Raw genomic sequence first — 17,385 nt, 5'->3', positions numbered from 1 at the left:
TCCTAATAGCAATAAAATATGCAATTAAATACATGTACATTAATTATAACATGAGTTTACGCCGTTGTCGTTGTCTTCCCTTAGTGACTGTGCGTTATTATCTTAGCTCTTCAAGATCCACTGGTCGGGACCGGATCAATGCAGCCACAATGTCCTGTTCATTCTGTACCTGCGCGTTGCTAAATACTGCCTGATAGCATACTCCCTGCTCCAGCCAGAAGTAGCTGATAAAATCAGGCTCGTGTGGTGCGCTTAGTTCTCCGTCAACTTTATAGGGAGCTGTCTGCAATACTTCTTGCCCCCCTACAATGACCGGTGTTACCGGTACCTGAACCTGGCCACGATCAATTCGCTCAAAGAGGGCCTGCCCGTTATTCCTCATCTTTGCATATAATCCATTATCCTTGATCTGTGCAAAAGTGAACCGTGCCGAATGCTCGTTGTCACTTGATGTTTCATCAACATATCTGTTGTAGAGCACTCGTGACAACTCGTCTTGTTCATTCTCGGGATAACTAAAGTTGATTTTGCTGGTCTCATTGGCACGTTCAAGTTCATAGTTCAATACTTTCAAGGGAAACTTAGGTGTAAAACCTATGGACGAAGCTGCCAGCTCCAGATCTTCCACGTCAAGGATATCAACAATCAGTAGATCTTTATTGACGTAAGTATTTTTCATCCGTTCATCAGGAAGCTTCATGGAAGCTATTAATGATTCCGACTGTTCTTCGGTTAGCGAAGCACCACCAAGGTCCAGCTTATAACCGATTTCATTACGCTCCCACAAATAGTAGATATCTTTCAAGCGATTATCCTCAGTGGCATGGATCTGGAGAATATTTAAATCACCAATTACAATTTGCTGTTCTTGTATTTGAGCTTTATTTTCACGAATAACATTAATTCGTTGCTTCAGCTTCTCTGCCATGTCCTCAAGAGTATATATCCCCTCGCTTGGCACTTGTTTTAACGCCTCCAGGATAATTTGCCCTGTCCTGTATTTCCCACTTCCGGCCTCAAAAGTCAGGGTAGCACTATTCATAAGATCCGTGCCTTTATTGGCACCCGCTGCTGAGAGATGCGCCATCTTCAGTCCATAACCCATAGGGAGCACAGCCGGCGCCTCAAAGGCAAATCCCGCTTTCTTTACCGCTCTGTCCAATCGGTTATACTGCCGGCTGCCATGAGCTGGAAGTATATCATTACTAACGATCTTCGGATCGTTAATTCCCACAGGGACCGCGCTTCCTGAAGCATTGGTAAGTGTAACTGCGCCAAGAATTACGATGAATAAGAGGGCAGTCATAGAGATTTTATAGGACCCTTTTTTAAATGAGCTAATCATGGAGATCCTCCTGACAAGTTCTTGCCGGCGACGGGAGTTCGAGTAATAGAGCAATGTCGGTGGACGCCCTGTAGCGGAGTAACGCTTCATAAAAGCAACCATCGTCATTCCGTAGGCTGGAGCTTCCTCCTCGCCCATTGTCTCCAGTACATAGGCGTCACAAGCCAGCTCTCTGTCGGCCTTGATCGCCTTCATGCTGAACCAGATCAGCGGATTGAGCCAATGAATCGCGGCGGCGATACTTCCGAGCAGATTCCACAGCATATCCTTACGCTTATAATGTGCCAACTCATGCGCTAGAATATGGGATAACTGTGCTGAATCCATCTCCCGAAGCAACGACTGAGAAATAAAGATCCACGGCTTCAGCAGACCAGAAATATAGGGACTTGCCAAAGAAGTACCCGTATAGAGCGGTAGGGGCCGGGATATCTTGAATACCTCTCTTACTTCATCAAGAAGATTCAGAATATGGGGCTCAGTCACCTGGATCAACTGCTGTCTCCTACGGTCCATACGTCTTGCGAACACCACAAGATGGATTAAGAGGATGAGGGTGCCCGAGGACCACACGATCGCCATAACCTTCATCAGCATTGAAAATTGTTTAGAAGCAGCGTTCTCATCTTTTCCAGTGCCTTGATAAATTCCCTGTTGTTCCTGTGAGGCAGCACTCGGCTGATTTAGCACCCCCTCTTCCGGCAAAGGTAAAGACAACTGGCTTTCCCCCATAGTTTGATGTTGCCCCATCTGCTCTGCAGAAGGTAGTAGCGTCTCCTTGACGTACCGGCCATAGTCCACCACTTTGAAAATACTAACTGGACTCTCCGGAAATACCGGCAGCAGCAACCGGATAATGACCAACAACCATAGCCAGTGCCGAATGCGCGGGGCCAGCGTTTGCCGGAACACCCTGCGAAGAACCAGTACGACAAGAATCACTACGCTGGCTGCGAGAGTGGATTCGAGAAAAGCTGCAAATCCCGCATAGAGTACGTTCATCCTTGCTCACCGAGGAAGATCTTCTCCTTGAGCGTCAACGTATTCCATTCGATACTCTCCCATTCCGATTTGAAAATGATTCGTATAGCATTCATAATGCTTCGTGCTCCTCTCAAACTGAAAAATAGCTTGATTATAAGTTGTTATCTTCACTTTTTGAATTGAACAGGCGGGGTCTTAATCAGTGCTGCCACTACAGTTTGAGGATCTTTTACCTGATCCTTTTTAAACACAGCTTGATAACACACTCCGCTGTCTACCCAGAAATAAGCGACCGCCTCCGTACCAAACATTGCAACTGGGTAGGGAGCCGTCCGGAGCACCTCTTTACCAGCAATAGTTACCAATGACGCGGAGACTTTATTCTGCTCTCCTGGGGCCTCATAGAAAACCACCTGCTTGTTAGCCTTAAAGGTTGCATACTGGCCATCATCCTTAATTTGAAGCAGCTTGAACCATTGCGGATTCTTCCCGTCATAAGAAACCGGGTTCTCATAGCTACTCACCAGCACCCTTGTTAATGCGTCTTTAGCATTTCTTGGGGCACTGAAATTCAATTTCTTAGTCACAAGGGCCCCATTCAGCTTATAATCAGACACTTTTAATGGAAGTTTCGGGGTGAAGCCAATCGCGGAAGCAGCAAGCTTCAGATCCTCCCCATCAACAACATCGACAGCTAACAGATCTTTATTGATATACGTACTCTTCATTTTGTCATCTGGAAGCTTCAAGGAAGCAATCAACACTGCAAGCTCTTGTTCCAAGAGAGCTACCGTTCTGGAGTTCAACCTATAGCTGACTCCACCACGTTCCCACAGATACGAGGAATCTTTCACAACTCCCTGTATAGTTACATTAATCCGGTGAAAGTTTAGTCCCTTGATCGTCAAATCTTTCTCTTCTATTTCGAATTTGGAACTGCCGTAAAGCTCCTTAATATTTTCTTTGATCGTATCTGTCATGTTCTCCGCACCTTTAAATTTGCCTGCTTCGAGTACAAACTGTTGCTGCTGATATTTCCCGCTATTCGCTTTAAATGTCAACGCTACCCGATCAAATGCTGCAGACCCTTTACTTTTTACTAGCGTCCCTTCATTGAAATAAAAGCCGGGAGGAAGTACGGATGGTACTTCAAAGGTAAAGCCTGCTTGTTTCACTACCCGGTCAAGCCGATTATAATTGATGAATTCCGGTTCCGGTATGAGCTTGTCGTTAGACTTAATGGGAGTGTTAACGCCTGCAACCGACAGCGAGCTTCCAGAAGCAGAGGGTAGACTAACTGCTACACTAAGCGTGGTAGTAAACAGAACTGTGGCGATAAAAATTCGATATGAGCCCTTTTTAAATGTTTGGATCATCGTAAGCCTCCTAATATTCACATGAACTCGTTTTACCGTTGTTAGTCCTACTCTTTGAATTGAATAGGCGGAATCTTGATTAGTGCAGCGACCACAGATTCCCGATCCTTAACCTGTCCTGTATTAAACACAACCTGATAGCATACACCGCTGTCTAGCCAGAAATATGAAGTCCGCTCCGTGACCATCTTGCCCGGGTCCAGATCAGGACTTATGTTATAGGGGGCCGTTATCAGTACCTCCATCCCATTCATAGAGGCAAGCGACACTGGGACAATTAGCTCTCCACCACCATCGATCCGGTTAAATATAGCCTGCCTGTTGGCTTTAAAGGTCTCAAACTGTCCATCATCCTTGACCTGAAGCAGTGTGAAGCCTTGCGTGTTGCCCCCGTTACCAGAGGCCTTACTCTCATATTGGCTCAACAGCACCCGTGCCGAGGCATTTTTAGCACTGAAGTTCAGTTTTTTGGTCATAAAAGAATACTTTACTGTGAAATCAGATACTTGCAACGGGAATTTAGGAGCAGCGCCAATTTCAGCAGCAGCAAGCTTCAAATCCTCCCCTTGAATCACATCAACGGTCAACAAATCCTTATTGATATACGAACTTTTCACTTTGTCGTCTGGAAGCTTCATGGAAGCAATCAACGCAGGGATTTCCTGTTCCAGGAGCTTGGCTGTTCTTGAGTTGAGCCTGTAGCTTACTCCACCACGTTCCCACAGGTACGAGGAGTCCTTTATATCTCCCCTGATCGATGCGTTGATTCGGCGAACCTTCAGTCCCTGAATCGTCAAATCCTTTTGTTCTATTTCTAATGTGGTCTTGCCGTAAAGCTCTTTAATGTTGTCTATTGTGATATCTGTCATCTTCTCCGGGCCTTTAAATGTGCCCGCTTCGAGCAAAAATTGTTGCTGCTGGCCTTTCCTCTTATCTACAAATGTCAACGTTACTCGTTCAAAGAGTTCAGAGGTCTTTGTCCTCATTAGCGTTCCTTCAGCGAATTGAAAGCCGGGAGGGAGTACGGATGGTGCTTCAAAGGTAAAGTCTGCTGCTTTCACTATCCGGTCAAGACGATTATATCGTATAAAATCAGCAGCCTCTGCAAGCTTGTCATTGGCCTTTACCGGTTCACTGATGGGACTTCCTGACGCATTAGTCAGAGTCATTGCACTGAGTAAAATAATTAATAGAACCGTTATCATCGAAATACGATACGAACCCTTTTTATAATATTTGATCATCGTAATCCTCCTAATGAGCTCTTGTCGCCCGCGAGGATTGGAAAAGTACAGCAGCCCCCGGGGCTCTGCGGTAGCAGAATAGCGCTGCAAAAAGCTGATCATCGTCATCCCATAGGCCACAGCCTCTTCTTCGCCCGCTTTCTCCAGCACGTAAGCATCACAGGCCAGTTCCCTATCTCCCTTCATACGGCGCATACCTACCCAGATCAGCGGATTCGGCCAGTGGATAGCGGCGGCCAAACTCCCGAGGTAATTCCACAGCATATCCTTCCGCTTGTAGTGTGCAAGCTCGTGGGCCAGAATGTGATACAGCTCTGCTGAGTTCATCTCACGGATAGCCCGCTCCGGGATGTAAATCCATGGTCGCAGCAATCCAGATAAGTAAGGACTTGGAGTGGAGTGCCCTGTATAGAGCGGAATATTCCTGGCTATCTTGTAGTGACGTCTGACTTCGTCCAGAACTGCCAATACGCCGGAATCGCTCACCGGAAGCAATTGCTTGCGCAAACGGGCCATCCAGCCCATGAAAAGCAAAAGATTAAGCAGCAGCACAATCATCCCTATGCACCAGATAATAGTCGCAATTCTAAGGACAAGCGGTACGGTGCCTGCTGCTGCCGTCTCTGTAAAGCTTTTAGGCGGCAACAGCTCTCCTTCTTCTGGCGAAATAGCATTGATCTCCTCTGTGATACTAGCTTGCGGAAGCGGCGACTTGGAGAGCTGTTGCGAAGGAACTATCGTTTCTAGCTCCGCCCTTTCACTCTGGTGCCACAACTTCTCTTGAAACGTACGGCTATAGTCCAACACGTGGAAAATACTCAAGCTGCTCTCCGGGAACACCGGCACCAGCAAACGAATAATGACAAGCAGCCACAGCAGGTGACGAATGCGGGCGCTAAGTGCCTTTCGAAACACTGACTGAATAAGCAGAATAAGGAGTATGACAATACTGGCAGCAATGGTGGACTCCATTAGGGCTGAAAAGCCCGAATAGACTACGTTCATCCTTTATCACCCGTTGAAGTGTTCCCTTTACGGTCTTTTTTCTCGGTAAGAATCCGCTGCAGCTCTTCAATCTCCTGCTCGGACAATACGGCCTCTTCCAAAAAATTCGTCACCATCAGATCCGCAGCCCCGCCAAATACCCGTTGCAGGAAGGACTGACTTTCTGCCTTCACACATTCCTTCTCGGAAACTAAGGGATAGTAATGGTAGGTTCGACCCTCTTTGTTATAGCCAATGGCTTTCTTCTTTAGAAGCCTTGTGATAAACGTACGCACGGTCTGCTCACTCCACTGGATGTCATCGGGCAGCGTGGCGGCAATATGTTCAGCTGTGATGGGATGATCACTCCAAATGATCTTCATAATCTCCCACTCTGATTCGGATATTTTGGGTACAGGGGTCATAGGTGTTGCCTCCTCTGTTTTATATCTACAAATGTAATTCTAATCTCAGGGATAATATTACATTTGTAGATTTAAAAAGTCAAACCCTTAATTTCCTGTTTCTTCAAAAGAAAAAAAACCGCTCCCCAAAAGTTATCTCTCAGGAGAAACGGTATGTTAGTTATCGGTTTAGAGTGGTTAGCCTATACTACACTCCGCTTCCCGCCTCATTAGGTCGGAGTGTCGCTGATCCAATGGCTAGCAGTATGGCAGCCATGAGGCCCAAAATGGCGAACGGGAGCCATAATTCAGACCAGCCACCTCCGGTTGCGGCGACATTAACCGCCTGCATTGCCCATTTTTGCGGAACAAAGTTAGCAATCTTCTGCATGTAATCCGGCATGATGGAGATCGGCCAGAAGCAGCCACCTAACATGCAGGTAGGTGTTAGGATGAGAGCGTTCAGCATGCCGGTGTTGTTCTGGTTGCGAACCAGCCCTGTGATGGTGCTGGCAATGCCCATAGATACCAGTATAAAAGCGGCCAAAACCAGGAAGTAGAGATATAGTGGAACCCCGAAATCATACCCAAGGATTCCACGTGTAAACGTAAGTAACGTGATGATCTGAATGAGCCCGACCAGGAAACTACCCAGGAAGTTGCCTATAGCGATCTCATAAGCGTGCACTGGAGCACTAAACATTCTCATCATAGTTCTGTCTCTGCGGTCTTTGACAATGATGGAGACGGAGCTGGTCACAAGCCCCATCAGGAACAGCAATGTAAACCCGGTGACACTAGTCAGCTCCGCTCGGGGATACAGATTATAATCGGTGCGCTTACTTCCGACCTGGTGCTGTTCAGCCTGCTGCAGTACTGCGGAGAACTTAGATTCAGCATTGCCGCCGGCTGCGTTAGCCGTCCGCACAGCTTCAGCTGTATTGCCCATCCGCCCGGCAATGTCTTCGGCCTTGCGCTGGAGCATGATAGAGCTCTCCGAGATTTTTAACTCGTAGAAGCTGATCTGCGGCTTCTTCCCGGCAAGCAAGTCCTCCGTGTAACCAGGGGGAATGAACACGCCAGCCGTTCCTTTTTGATCCGTAACCTTGGCCTTTAGCTCCGCTTCGCCAGAAGTCTGGACCAGCTTGTAATCGCCGGTAGCGGCAAGCTCCGCAATCACATGCTGTCCACCTGCGCCACTATCCAGATTGGCATACAGCACAATAGCAGGTTCCTCACCCGAGCTGCCTGTGGTCGTTATAATTGCCGACACCACAATACAAGGCAAAATAATATAGATCAGCAGCCCGGAACGGGAACCGATGGTCCGCTTCGCCATATTCCAGGCAATGGTCATGATATTACGCATGGTAACCCACCTTCCGGTATGAGCTCAGGGCGGCGCCAAACAGGACAACACAGATCAGCGCCATAGCTAACAGATTGGGCATAATCTTGGATACATCTACATGCAGCATCATGCCTAGAATCGCCTGCATCATCCAATGGTTAATCGTGAACGGCCCCACAGTGTTGACCCAGGATTCGGGGAGAGGAGCCATTCCTCCGCTCAGAAATGTCATGCAGACGGTAAGTACTGTAATCACACTGCGGGCACTTGCACCGCTTTTGAAAAACATCGACACTACGATAGATAGCGTCATGGACGCAATAATCATCAATAGACAGAATAGTATCAGCAGAACTGGACGGTTACCCCAATACACGCCATACAGCCAATGCGATAGCAGAATAATAGCCGAACATTGTACGATAGAGACCGTACCCACACCAAGCATTTTTCCAATGAATAGCTGGGAGCCTTTGACGGGCATGGAATTCAAACGAAACAATGTATGTTCTTCCTTTTCATTGAACAACGAAATATTAACGGTCAGGCCGCAATAGAGCAGGAACATTAAAAGCATCGATACCGCATAGAACTGGGTGGCGCTGTACGAGCCCCCGTCCTCTCCAAGCTCTCCTAACTTCAAGGGGGACAGAGTATCCTCATTCGAAGGGGTAAACGCCGCCAGACTTTCTGGACCCAAAATCGATGCAGCCGCCTGAATATCATTGATATGGTCGACGAAGTTATCGAACACCGTACCGGCCACCAGGTTGTTGGTATGATCTTTGCCAAGGATAAACTCCAGCTGAGCCTGCTCCCCGTTCTGTACCTTCTGGTCAAAACCTGGGGGTACTATGACGGCATATCCATATTTCCCCGCTCGGAGCCCGCTCTCTGCCGCCTCTCGGCTTGGTAAAGATATAGGAATGATGATATCTTGTAGCTCAGGTGTTGCCAGGAAATCCGCCACGAGTGCCGATTCTGACGTGTTCTTGGTCGGTAGATTCACTACACCAACCCGAACAGAGTGGATGGTCTGGTTACTTTGATTGCCTACTACCCCCGACAATGAGGTGCCGAGCAAAAAGATCAGCAGAAGGGGCAGCAAGAACTGATTCAGCAGAAGCGATCTTGAACGAAACAGCCGGCGAAGCTCGTAGGTCATAATGGTCCATGTGTTCATTCTTTTATCCCACCTCCATTAATCCCGTAGTGACCGTCCGGTCAGACTCAGGAACAGTGTCTCCAGATTAGGCTCGTCGACATGCAGAGAAGCGATAATTCCTTCGTGCTTGGCGAAAATAAACAAGATATCCTGAAGTTCGCCTTGAGAGGACGGCAGATAGATCTCCACAACATCCTCCCTAACCTCTACCCGGTTGATCCGAGGATGCAGACCAAGCTCCTGAATCAGCCCAGGGTTGATATTGCTTGCTTTGATCACGATTTTTTCTTCACGCGCCACCCGCTCCCGCAGCTCCTTCTCCGTACCGCAGGCGATGATATGGCCTTTATCCATGATCGCCACCCGATCACAAATAGCAGCGACCTCTTCCATGTAATGACTGGTATAAATCACCGTAGAACCCAGCTGGTTCAGTTTCTTGACCGATTCTAGAATATGATTGCGTGACTGGGGATCAATCCCCACCGTCGGTTCATCCATAATAATCAGCCGCGGACGATGCATAATGGCACAGGCAATATTCAATCTGCGCTTCATTCCCCCGGAAAAAGAAGACGGCTTATCCTTCGCCCGATCACTTAGCCCGGTAAAAGCCAATGCCTCTTCCACACGTTCCTTCAACAGCTTGCCGCGCAATCCGTATAATTTACCGAAGAACGTTACATTCTCCGCTGCCGTCATGACATCATAGAGTGCAAGGTCCTGCGGTACTAGCCCGATTCTGCGTTTCACCTCAATAGGATTCGCTGCTACCGAAATACCATCTACCTCGATACTACCGCTATCTATAGGTAAGAGACCGCAGAGCATACTGATCGTTGTGCTTTTTCCTGCACCATTCGGACCTAGCAAGCCGAAGATTTCTCCCTCCTGAATGCTGACGTTCAAGTGGTCCACTGTCAATTTGCCGTCATATCGTTTCACTACATCGGTCAGTACCGCAAGTGCCATGCATCATCTCTCCTGTCAATTCAAACTGTTATGTCTTTATTGTATCGCGGGAAGCATAGAAGTTAAGGTACGGAAGGTCACTTTATGAAGGTGACTAAAGTCATCTCCTGAAATTCACAGTCTGTATGCTATGCTAAGTAATATAAAATGAACAAAAGGAAGGCACCGCTGTGAACCGAGAGCTGACATTGCTGCGTTATGGACTTATTGTGATCCCTGCGCTGATAACGATGCATATTCAGGAATATGCCGATTACGAGTTGTTCACTTTGCACCTGCTGATTCTTTTGCTGCTGGTCGTGATGGAAGGACAACTGCCTCTAGCCTTTAGGGCATTGCTCAGCGGCATTGAGATGTTATTCACAGCCTGGCTGTGTATTCAATATGGCCCATTGATGATCTTTCCCGCTATATCTTCCCTACTGCTCTACTCACAGCTTAAGCCGCGGCTGGTGCCGGTGGTCTTTATTACTGTGCACCTGATCGCACTTAACACCGCCTTTCATTCTAGCTCACAGCTTGCGATCGCTTCCATCAATCTCGCCTTCCTGCTGGCTGCTTGTCTCATGGTATTATTGCACCGAGCCAAGCATGGGCAGGCCGAAACGCTGTTTCTCTATGATGAGCTGCGCAAGCGGCATTTCGAGTTGGATGAGGCCCGAACCCGGCTTCAGCAATTCGCGGCCCAAGTCGAGAATACCGCCCAATCCGAAGAACGAGTGCGGATCGCCCGCCAATTGCACGATGATATTGGACATCGGCTGATTCGGGTGAAAATGATGATGGAAGCAGCCATTCATACGCTCCCTTCTTCCCCTGACACTGGAATGGCCCTCATGGTTCAGATTCGCGACCAGCTCGCAGCCAGCATGGATGATATGCGTGCAGCTGTTAGGCGTATTAACTACGCGCCTCAGCTCGAAGGTGCTTACGCACTGGACAGACTGCTGGAGGAGACGGGCCGCGATACCGGAATAGTCACCTCCTACAAGGTGGAAGGCATGCCGTTCCAGCTCTACCCAAGTCTGCAAGTCGTGCTTTATAAAAATGCGCGCGAAGCTATCACTAATGGGCTGCGACACGGCAAGGCCACAGCGATTTCCATCAGACTTGGCTATTCACCCAACGAGGTAATCATGGAGATTAGCAACAATGGCCTGGTACCCGATGATAAGAACCGATTGCAGAGTAGAAGCGGCATGGGGCTAAAAGGCATGGAAGAGAGAACCTCCTTGGTCGGTGGCACCTTGGAGCTGCGGCTGGAACCAGAGTTCACCCTGATCACTCGACTACCTGTATATAAGCATCCTGAAATACTTTAGCTATATAAGTTGAGGCTCAATATCATAATCAGAGCTTTGCCAAAACAACTTCTTCATAACACCCGGTTCAGCAGGTTGAAGCTCACTCAGGGGAGCTAACGGACCATAACGTCTTTATTTGCGCATCAAGTTGCTCCTGGAACATGTAATGGACTCAGATGACGTTATTCCCTCCTAAACAGCTGATTATGAACAGGATTTCTGCCCATAGGGGCTCTGGGGTCCGTTATCTTTCGGAGTGCTTGAATCGATAGGCAATAAAGTCTCTGGAGTCCGTTACATAACGAAGCGCGAAGTAAGAACTCATTTTGTGATAGATAAACGCTTTCCCTAGGAAAGCTATGTAGAAAGCATACGCTGTTTCTAGGTTTTATGCGTGAATACCAGTACAATTTAAAGAGCTCTGGCGGCAAGAACGGCTTTTAGCCGAAAATCAGATTAAAGGAGACCTGCTGAAGCTATGATCAAAGTTATGATTGTTGACGACGATTCATTTATCCGTGAAAGTCTGAAGGTGCTGCTGGGCATGGATGGCACTATAGAGGTGCTTGGAACAGCAGGAGACGGCAATGAGGCACTGGCTCTGCTGTCGGGGGGATTGGCAGTAGACGTCGTGCTTATGGATATTCGCATGCCCGGTTGCGGAGGTGTTGAAGGCACACGGCTGATAAAAGAAAGCTATCCACAGATTTCGGTGTTGATGCTGACCACCTTCGACGATGATGAATATATTATCGAGGCCCTCCGGAACGGGGCACAGGGATACTTGCTCAAGAACATCCCGCCAGACCGTATTATCCAGGGGATCAAAACTGTACATGAAGGCAACATGCTAATCCATCCCGATATTGCCCGTAAGCTGACTACCTTCCTAAAGCCCGCGGCACAACAGGAAAACACACCCGATCAATGCCTTGAAGCTTATGGGCTAACCAAAGCGGAACAAGCTATCGTCGCTTCTATCGCCGAAGGTCACTCCAATAAGGAGATTGCCGGTGCCTTATTCCTGAGCGAAGGCACCGTCAAGAACTACATCACCGACATCCTGAGTAAGCTCAGCCTTCGCGACCGCACGCAGATTGCGATTTTTTATTTGAAGAACATTCGGGAGTGAGGTTATAGGTTGACTGATAGGCTGGTTAAAATCCTGGCGAGTGGTGATCATGACTAGTGCTGGCAGGCGTGATGGCGAGCGGTGAGTGTGACTTGCGCTGGCAGACGTGATGGCGAGTGGTGATCGTGTTTAGCGCTGGCAGACGTGATCGCGAATGGTGATCGTGGTTAGTGCTGGCAGACGTGATGGCGAGCGGTGAGTGTGACTTGCGCTGGCAGACGTGATGGCGAGTGGTGAGGATGACTTACGCTGGCAGACGTGATCGCGAATGGTGATCGTGGTTAGCGCTGGCAGACGTGATGGCGAGCGGTGAGTGTGACTTGCGCGGGTAGACGTGATGGCGAGTGGCAGCGACTAAAATCCCCAACGTTCCGCCATTGCATGACTAACCCCAGGTTAGAATCCTAACTTCATTCTACATAACAGATAAATAACTTAGCCCGCTGAAACAACTGGATAAACTCCCGTTATTCTGCCCGTAAAATCATAGTTTTGCAAGAATAACTGGAAAAGATCCTGTTATTTCCTCCCCATAGCCATGAAAAACTAATAAAGCGCCGGATTAACGGGAGTTTATCCTGTTAATCCGGCGCTTTATTTCATTTCACTTTATTTAACAGGATAATTTCCTGTTAAGCACAACTCGGACCTTCTACTGCTATAAAGTGAAAGTTAGACAGGAGGACCCATTAGTCTCTTGTTCTAACTTCAGAAGACTTAGCTGTTCCACAGCTCTAAAGCACCTTACACGGCCAAGGATTATCTGCATCTACCAACCTTGGATTCAGCTTTTTTAGGCAAGTAAGCGTGGATGAATTGTCCAACTGCATCGCCAAAGGCCTAATCCGCTTTGGACTCGGCAGCGGATTTGGACCGCTTAAGATCATTAGCCGCTGAGCGGTTGCTGCGGCTGAGGCTGGCCCGCAGACTGATGATGCCGAAGATGCTCGTTGGCTTCGCCAGCGCGATGGTCGTCTCATCCGGCTCTGGCGCAAGTATGATGCCGAGCTGGTGATGATCACCATCATAGATGGCGGTCTGCAGGTACTTGCTCTCGCCTGCCCGGTTCTGCACCTCCAGCTTGCAGAACGCCGGGTTCTTGCGCAGCGCCTCATGCAGCTGCGCGGCTTCGGTCAACAGGACCCCGTTGACCTTGAGCAAGACCTCGCCGGGCAGGATGCCCAGCTCCTGCCCGGGGCTGCCCGGCAGCACGGCCAGCACTTTGCGGCCGTGCGGGGGATGCACGAAGATGGGACTGCTGCTGCGCTCTTCCAGAGCGCTGTACCAGGACAGCCCTTCGTGCAGAAGGACCGCTGCGAGCGCCGCGAGCAGCGTCAGCGGGCTCCACCAGAAGGCCAGCAGGCTGAGGCCCAGCAGGACGCCGCTGTAGATCAGCAGCCGCCCTGCCGTACGGGCCGCCTTGCGCCCCGGCAGCAGGCTGTGCGTCATCTCGCTAAAGCCGATGATGACGGGCAGGGACACGATGCCCAGCCCGCCGCCCAGCAGCGGCTGCCATGGCAGATCTCCGGTTCCCGCAGCGGCAGGAACCAGCAAGAACAGCGGCAGCGGCCAGAAGGCCTGCAGCTGAAAGCCACCGACCACCTTGCCGCGCTTGCCTTTCAGGAAGAGCGGCGAAGCCAATCCGGGGCCCTGCCAACGAGCCAGCAGGGCCTCGGCCAGATGCAACAAAGCGGCCAGCACCAGCAAAGCTGGAATGTCCATTTCCCGCAGACCGGTAACTAGAGTTCCGATTGTCCCCGTCTGGAAAGCATTCGGAAAGAAAGAAAACACGAATTGTATAATGCCTAGTATGCCGATAGCATAGGCAAAACATAGATAACGAACACGAATCAGCAGTAGAAGCAGAGTAACAATCCAAATACAGGCTACTGCTGGGCCAGAGATCGAAACCCCCAGTAAGACAGCAGCTACGGATACCAGAAGTCCCATAACCAGGCCACTCCAGACCGTACGCCAGATTTCCTGACCCGGACTGTGCAGCTTCACATGAATTAGCTTCCGTTCCAGGGCTACCTGTCTTCGGTAATACAGGGCAACAAAGATAAGAGCAATATAGTAATAGGGCTGGATTAGCAAATTCAGCGCTGCCTTGCCCAAGCTTCCCAACAGTTCCAGCATCACATTCAACCGTTCGTCACGCTCCTTTTCGTCCGGCTACTACATTTCTCTAAAATCAAAGAAAAAAGAAGGCTGAATTCAGCCTTCTTACTTGTTCGACGATGCCGACTTGATTTCCTTCTGAATCTCTTCAATTCCCTTATTCCGTTGATTATCATTGGCCGGATTCTGGATAGCCTTGATCAATGCCGCTTCCAGGGTCTCCGCAGTCTTGGCATCGATAATGCCTGTGACCGTTAGCTTGGCTGTGCTCTGGAATTTCTTCACTGCTTCTTTGGTAGCTGCGTCAAAATATCCATCTTTGCGGCCCGGCTTATAGCCTAGTCCATCCAGCATAATCTGCGCACTTTTCACATCTGCGCTGTTCATGTTGTATTGCAAGGTCGCGCTCTTATTGATCGGAGCTACCGAGAAATAGTCGGGCTGAGCCACTGCAATATCTGGCTTGATGCCTTTGCCGTGAATCCAAGTGCCGTCAGGCGTCAGCCATTTGGCAATCGTGATCTTCAGCAAACTGCCGTCTCCGAGCTGCTTGTCAAAGCTGGTCTGCACCGTACCCTTGCCGAATGAATTATCACCGATCAGCTTGGCGCCTGCCGATTGCTGCAAGGCACCTGCTAGAATTTCCGATGCACTTGCGCTGCCTTTATTCATTAGAACAACAACCGGATATGCTTTGCTGGATCCTTTGGATTTACTAAGCTCACGATTTTTGTTCTTATCTTCAACTTGCACAATAGTTTTACCTGACGGAACGAACTGCTCCGCCATCTGAATCACTACAGGAAGCACACCACCAGGATCGTTACGGACATCGATGACCAATCCCTTCATGCCTTGCTTCTCCAGCCTGTCCAGCTCTTCCTTGAACCGCTCTGCTGTATTCATGGAGAATTGAGTCACCTCAATGACACCGACATCGCCTTTTTCCAGCCTGGCGTAGACGGTCTCCAGTTTCACGTCATCACGGGTGATGGCAAACTCCAACGGCTCTGCGGAGCCGGCACGCTGAATTTTGAGCGTAGCCTTGCTGCCCTTAGGACCGCGAATTTTAGCAACCGCTGCATTCAGCTCCAGACCTTCCAAAGACTCACCGTTAACGGAAAGAATCACGTCTTTGGCCTGAATGCCCGCTTTCTCAGCAGGTGATCCTTTGATCGGAGACACAACGACAACCTTGCCATTCTCCGAGGAGACTTCGGCTCCAATTCCGGAGAATGAGCCTTCGATGCTCTCCTCGAATTTCTCTGCCGTTTCTTTACCCATATAATTGGAATACGGATCGCCCAGCGCTTCCATCATCCCATTGACAGCACCGTCGATCAGCTTGTTCCGATCTACAGTTTCATAGTAATTCCCCTCAATCAAACCAAGAGCCGTACCCAGCTTCTTGGCTTCCTTCTGATCCAGGCCACTGCTTCCGTTCAGCGCAGAGGAAATTGCTCCTTGCCCTGCAGCTTGTCCGGAAATCTGCATATAACCGGTCACACTCAGGGTCAGCAAGCTGCCGCACAGTAGGGCGGCGATCATTAAAAACGCCGCTGTGCTTTTCTTCAACATCAGTTCCCACCGTCCCTTCTTGTCCCTCTCTCGAACCTCGGTTTACCCGTTCAGCATAGAACGGTATCTCTTCCAGTATATGCCCTATGTGCAATTAATATTTATAAGTCCGAAAATTACAAGTATGGCATCGGATTAACAGGCTTACCGTCGATCCGAACTTCAAAGTGAAGATGGGGACCCGTAGAACGCCCGGTAGAACCGGACTCCGCGATAACCTGTCCACGACTCACGTGATCACCAGCCTTAACTTTGATTCCGCCGTCACGAATATGGCCATACAATGTCCACATACCGCCGCCATGATCAATAATCACACAGTTGCCGTACCCATTCCACCATTCCGCTACCAGCACCGTGCCGGAATCTGCAGCATGAATGCTGGTTCCCTGCGCAACGGCAAAGTCCGTTCCGGTATGCAGCTTGCCCACTTCTCCCGTTACTGGATGAGTTCGGTAGCCATAAGGGGAAGAAATCCGTGCTGCACCTACAGGTCTCAGGAGCGGACCGTCTCCGCCTGCATAAGCTGTAGAGCTTGTAGAAGCCGCTGCCTTCGCCGCTTTCTTCTTGGCCTCAGCCTCTCTGCGGGCAGCTTCAGCCTTGGCAGCAGCTGCCTTTCTCGCCGCTTCCTCTGCTTTAAGCTTATCCTTTTCCTTCTCCAAGTTAGAACGCTGACTGGCCAGCTCTACAAGCTTCGCATTCTGCTCCTCACTGATATCATCAGAGTCCTGAATTTCCTTGTCATAGTAAGCGATAAGTTCCTGTTTATCCTTTTCCTTCTCTTTCAGCAAGCTGCGCTGCTCCTCCAAATCGGTGTAGAGCTGCTTGGCTTGGGCGTACTTTCCTTCCAGCTCTTGCTTCTTGTCGATGACAAGCTGCTTGTCCACCTTATGCTGCACCAGAAGATCCTGATCCTGATCCACGATCAGCTTCAGAGAATCCGCCCGGTCCAGGAAGTCGGTGAAGCTGTTAGACGAGAGCAGCACATCCAGGTAGGATACGGCTCCGTCCGTATACATAAGGCGTACCCGGGACTCCAGAACCTTTTCCCGAGAAGCAATACGCGCTTCCGCTTCATCCAATTGAACAGCCGTCTGATTCAGCGACTTCTCTGTATCGGCGATTTTGCCAGAAATATCCTTCATCTTCCCTTTAACCATATCTACTTGCCCCAGCACATACTGCAAATTCATATTAGTCTTGTTCTTATAGTGCTGTGCTTCCTGATTGCGCGAAGCAGCTTTTACCTGCTGCTCTTTGGCTTCCTTAACTTCTTGCTGCAGCTTCTTGAGCTGCTTGTCGATTTCGGCGACACTCTTTTTGTTAGCATATCCTTCAGAGGGCCCGAACATAGTGACAGTCAGCAATAATACGGCTAACCCGGCAGCAATCTTCTTCAACTCGCACTCCCCATCCTTTATCCAA

At 49.3% G+C, this 17,385-nt stretch carries 12 protein-coding genes; 2 read left to right on the top strand and 10 right to left on the bottom strand.

Going from position 1 to position 17,385, the window contains the following annotated elements; translation table 11 throughout:
- Window positions 1-97: 97 nt before the first annotated feature.
- The 7 genes from HPT30_RS11510 to HPT30_RS11480 form a co-directional block, all read right to left on the bottom strand.
- Window positions 98-2,347, bottom strand: coding sequence for a M56 family metallopeptidase (locus HPT30_RS11510; RefSeq protein WP_175371529.1), 2,250 nt, complete (start codon window positions 2,345-2,347; stop codon window positions 98-100).
- Between the two features lie 149 nt (window positions 2,348-2,496).
- A complete protein-coding gene (locus tag HPT30_RS11505) occupies window positions 2,497-3,705 on the bottom strand; it encodes a hypothetical protein (RefSeq protein ID WP_175371528.1) in 1,209 nt (402 codons plus the stop codon).
- Window positions 3,706-3,752: 47 nt separating this feature from the next.
- Window positions 3,753-5,954 (bottom strand): M56 family metallopeptidase, encoded by a 2,202-nt coding sequence (locus HPT30_RS11500; protein ID WP_175371527.1) that lies wholly within the window; start codon window positions 5,952-5,954, stop codon window positions 3,753-3,755.
- Window positions 5,951-6,358, bottom strand: a complete 408-nt coding sequence (locus HPT30_RS11495; protein WP_175371526.1) for a BlaI/MecI/CopY family transcriptional regulator — start codon at window positions 6,356-6,358, stop codon at window positions 5,951-5,953. The genes HPT30_RS11500 and HPT30_RS11495 overlap by 4 nt, the downstream gene beginning before the upstream one ends.
- Before the next feature lie 187 nt (window positions 6,359-6,545).
- Window positions 6,546-7,706, bottom strand: a complete 1,161-nt coding sequence (locus HPT30_RS11490) for an ABC transporter permease (RefSeq protein ID WP_175371525.1) — start codon at window positions 7,704-7,706, stop codon at window positions 6,546-6,548.
- Entirely contained in the window at window positions 7,699-8,871 is a 1,173-nt protein-coding gene (locus HPT30_RS11485) for an ABC transporter permease (RefSeq protein ID WP_175371524.1), read from the bottom strand. Before HPT30_RS11485 ends, HPT30_RS11490 begins: the two co-directional genes overlap by 8 nt.
- A gap of 18 nt (window positions 8,872-8,889) precedes the next feature.
- Window positions 8,890-9,825 (bottom strand): ABC transporter ATP-binding protein, encoded by a 936-nt coding sequence (locus tag HPT30_RS11480; RefSeq protein ID WP_175371523.1) that lies wholly within the window; start codon window positions 9,823-9,825, stop codon window positions 8,890-8,892.
- Window positions 9,826-9,995: 170 nt separating this feature from the next.
- Here HPT30_RS11480 and HPT30_RS11475 point away from each other — a divergent pair, with 170 nt between their 5' ends.
- Both HPT30_RS11475 and HPT30_RS11470 read left to right on the top strand, forming a co-directional pair.
- Window positions 9,996-11,147, top strand: coding sequence for a sensor histidine kinase (locus tag HPT30_RS11475; protein WP_175371522.1), 1,152 nt, complete (start codon window positions 9,996-9,998; stop codon window positions 11,145-11,147).
- A 460-nt stretch (window positions 11,148-11,607) separates the two neighbouring features.
- Window positions 11,608-12,261: a response regulator transcription factor gene (locus tag HPT30_RS11470; RefSeq protein WP_175371521.1), complete on the top strand. Its 654-nt coding sequence runs from the start codon at window positions 11,608-11,610 to the stop codon at window positions 12,259-12,261.
- An 840-nt stretch (window positions 12,262-13,101) separates the two neighbouring features.
- On the opposite strand, the gene HPT30_RS11465 is transcribed toward HPT30_RS11470, so the two are convergent.
- The 3 genes from HPT30_RS11465 to HPT30_RS11455 form a co-directional block, all read right to left on the bottom strand.
- Complete coding sequence (locus tag HPT30_RS11465) at window positions 13,102-14,409, bottom strand: PDZ domain-containing protein (protein WP_376767029.1); 1,308 nt, start codon at window positions 14,407-14,409, stop codon at window positions 13,102-13,104.
- A 78-nt stretch (window positions 14,410-14,487) separates the two neighbouring features.
- On the bottom strand, window positions 14,488-15,960 hold the full coding sequence (locus HPT30_RS11460) for a S41 family peptidase (protein WP_175371520.1): 1,473 nt from the start codon (window positions 15,958-15,960) through the stop codon (window positions 14,488-14,490).
- 116 nt (window positions 15,961-16,076) lie between these two features.
- Entirely contained in the window at window positions 16,077-17,360 is a 1,284-nt protein-coding gene (locus HPT30_RS11455) for a murein hydrolase activator EnvC family protein (protein ID WP_246317039.1), read from the bottom strand.
- Window positions 17,361-17,385 lie beyond the last annotated feature (25 nt).

It is taken from the genome of Paenibacillus agri, from assembly GCF_013359945.1.
Taxonomy (GTDB): domain Bacteria; phylum Bacillota; class Bacilli; order Paenibacillales; family Paenibacillaceae; genus Paenibacillus_AQ; species Paenibacillus_AQ agri.
Note: the sequence above shows the minus strand (reverse complement) of the source record. Positions and strands in the feature narration are given on the sequence as shown.

Excerpts from the sequence above, each read along its gene's own strand:
- HPT30_RS11510 (WP_175371529.1), bottom strand. The coding sequence starts at position 2,347 with ATGAACGTACTCTATGCGGGATTTGCAGCTTTTCTCGAATCCACTCTC.
- HPT30_RS11505 (WP_175371528.1), bottom strand. The coding sequence starts at position 3,705 with ATGATCCAAACATTTAAAAAGGGCTCATATCGAATTTTTATCGCCACA.
- HPT30_RS11500 (WP_175371527.1), bottom strand. The coding sequence starts at position 5,954 with ATGAACGTAGTCTATTCGGGCTTTTCAGCCCTAATGGAGTCCACCATT.
- HPT30_RS11495 (WP_175371526.1), bottom strand. The coding sequence starts at position 6,358 with ATGACCCCTGTACCCAAAATATCCGAATCAGAGTGGGAGATTATGAAG.
- HPT30_RS11490 (WP_175371525.1), bottom strand. The coding sequence starts at position 7,706 with ATGCGTAATATCATGACCATTGCCTGGAATATGGCGAAGCGGACCATC.
- HPT30_RS11485 (WP_175371524.1), bottom strand. The coding sequence starts at position 8,871 with ATGAACACATGGACCATTATGACCTACGAGCTTCGCCGGCTGTTTCGT.
- HPT30_RS11480 (WP_175371523.1), bottom strand. The coding sequence starts at position 9,825 with ATGGCACTTGCGGTACTGACCGATGTAGTGAAACGATATGACGGCAAA.
- HPT30_RS11470 (WP_175371521.1), top strand. The coding sequence starts at position 11,608 with ATGATCAAAGTTATGATTGTTGACGACGATTCATTTATCCGTGAAAGT.
- HPT30_RS11460 (WP_175371520.1), bottom strand. The coding sequence starts at position 15,960 with ATGTTGAAGAAAAGCACAGCGGCGTTTTTAATGATCGCCGCCCTACTG.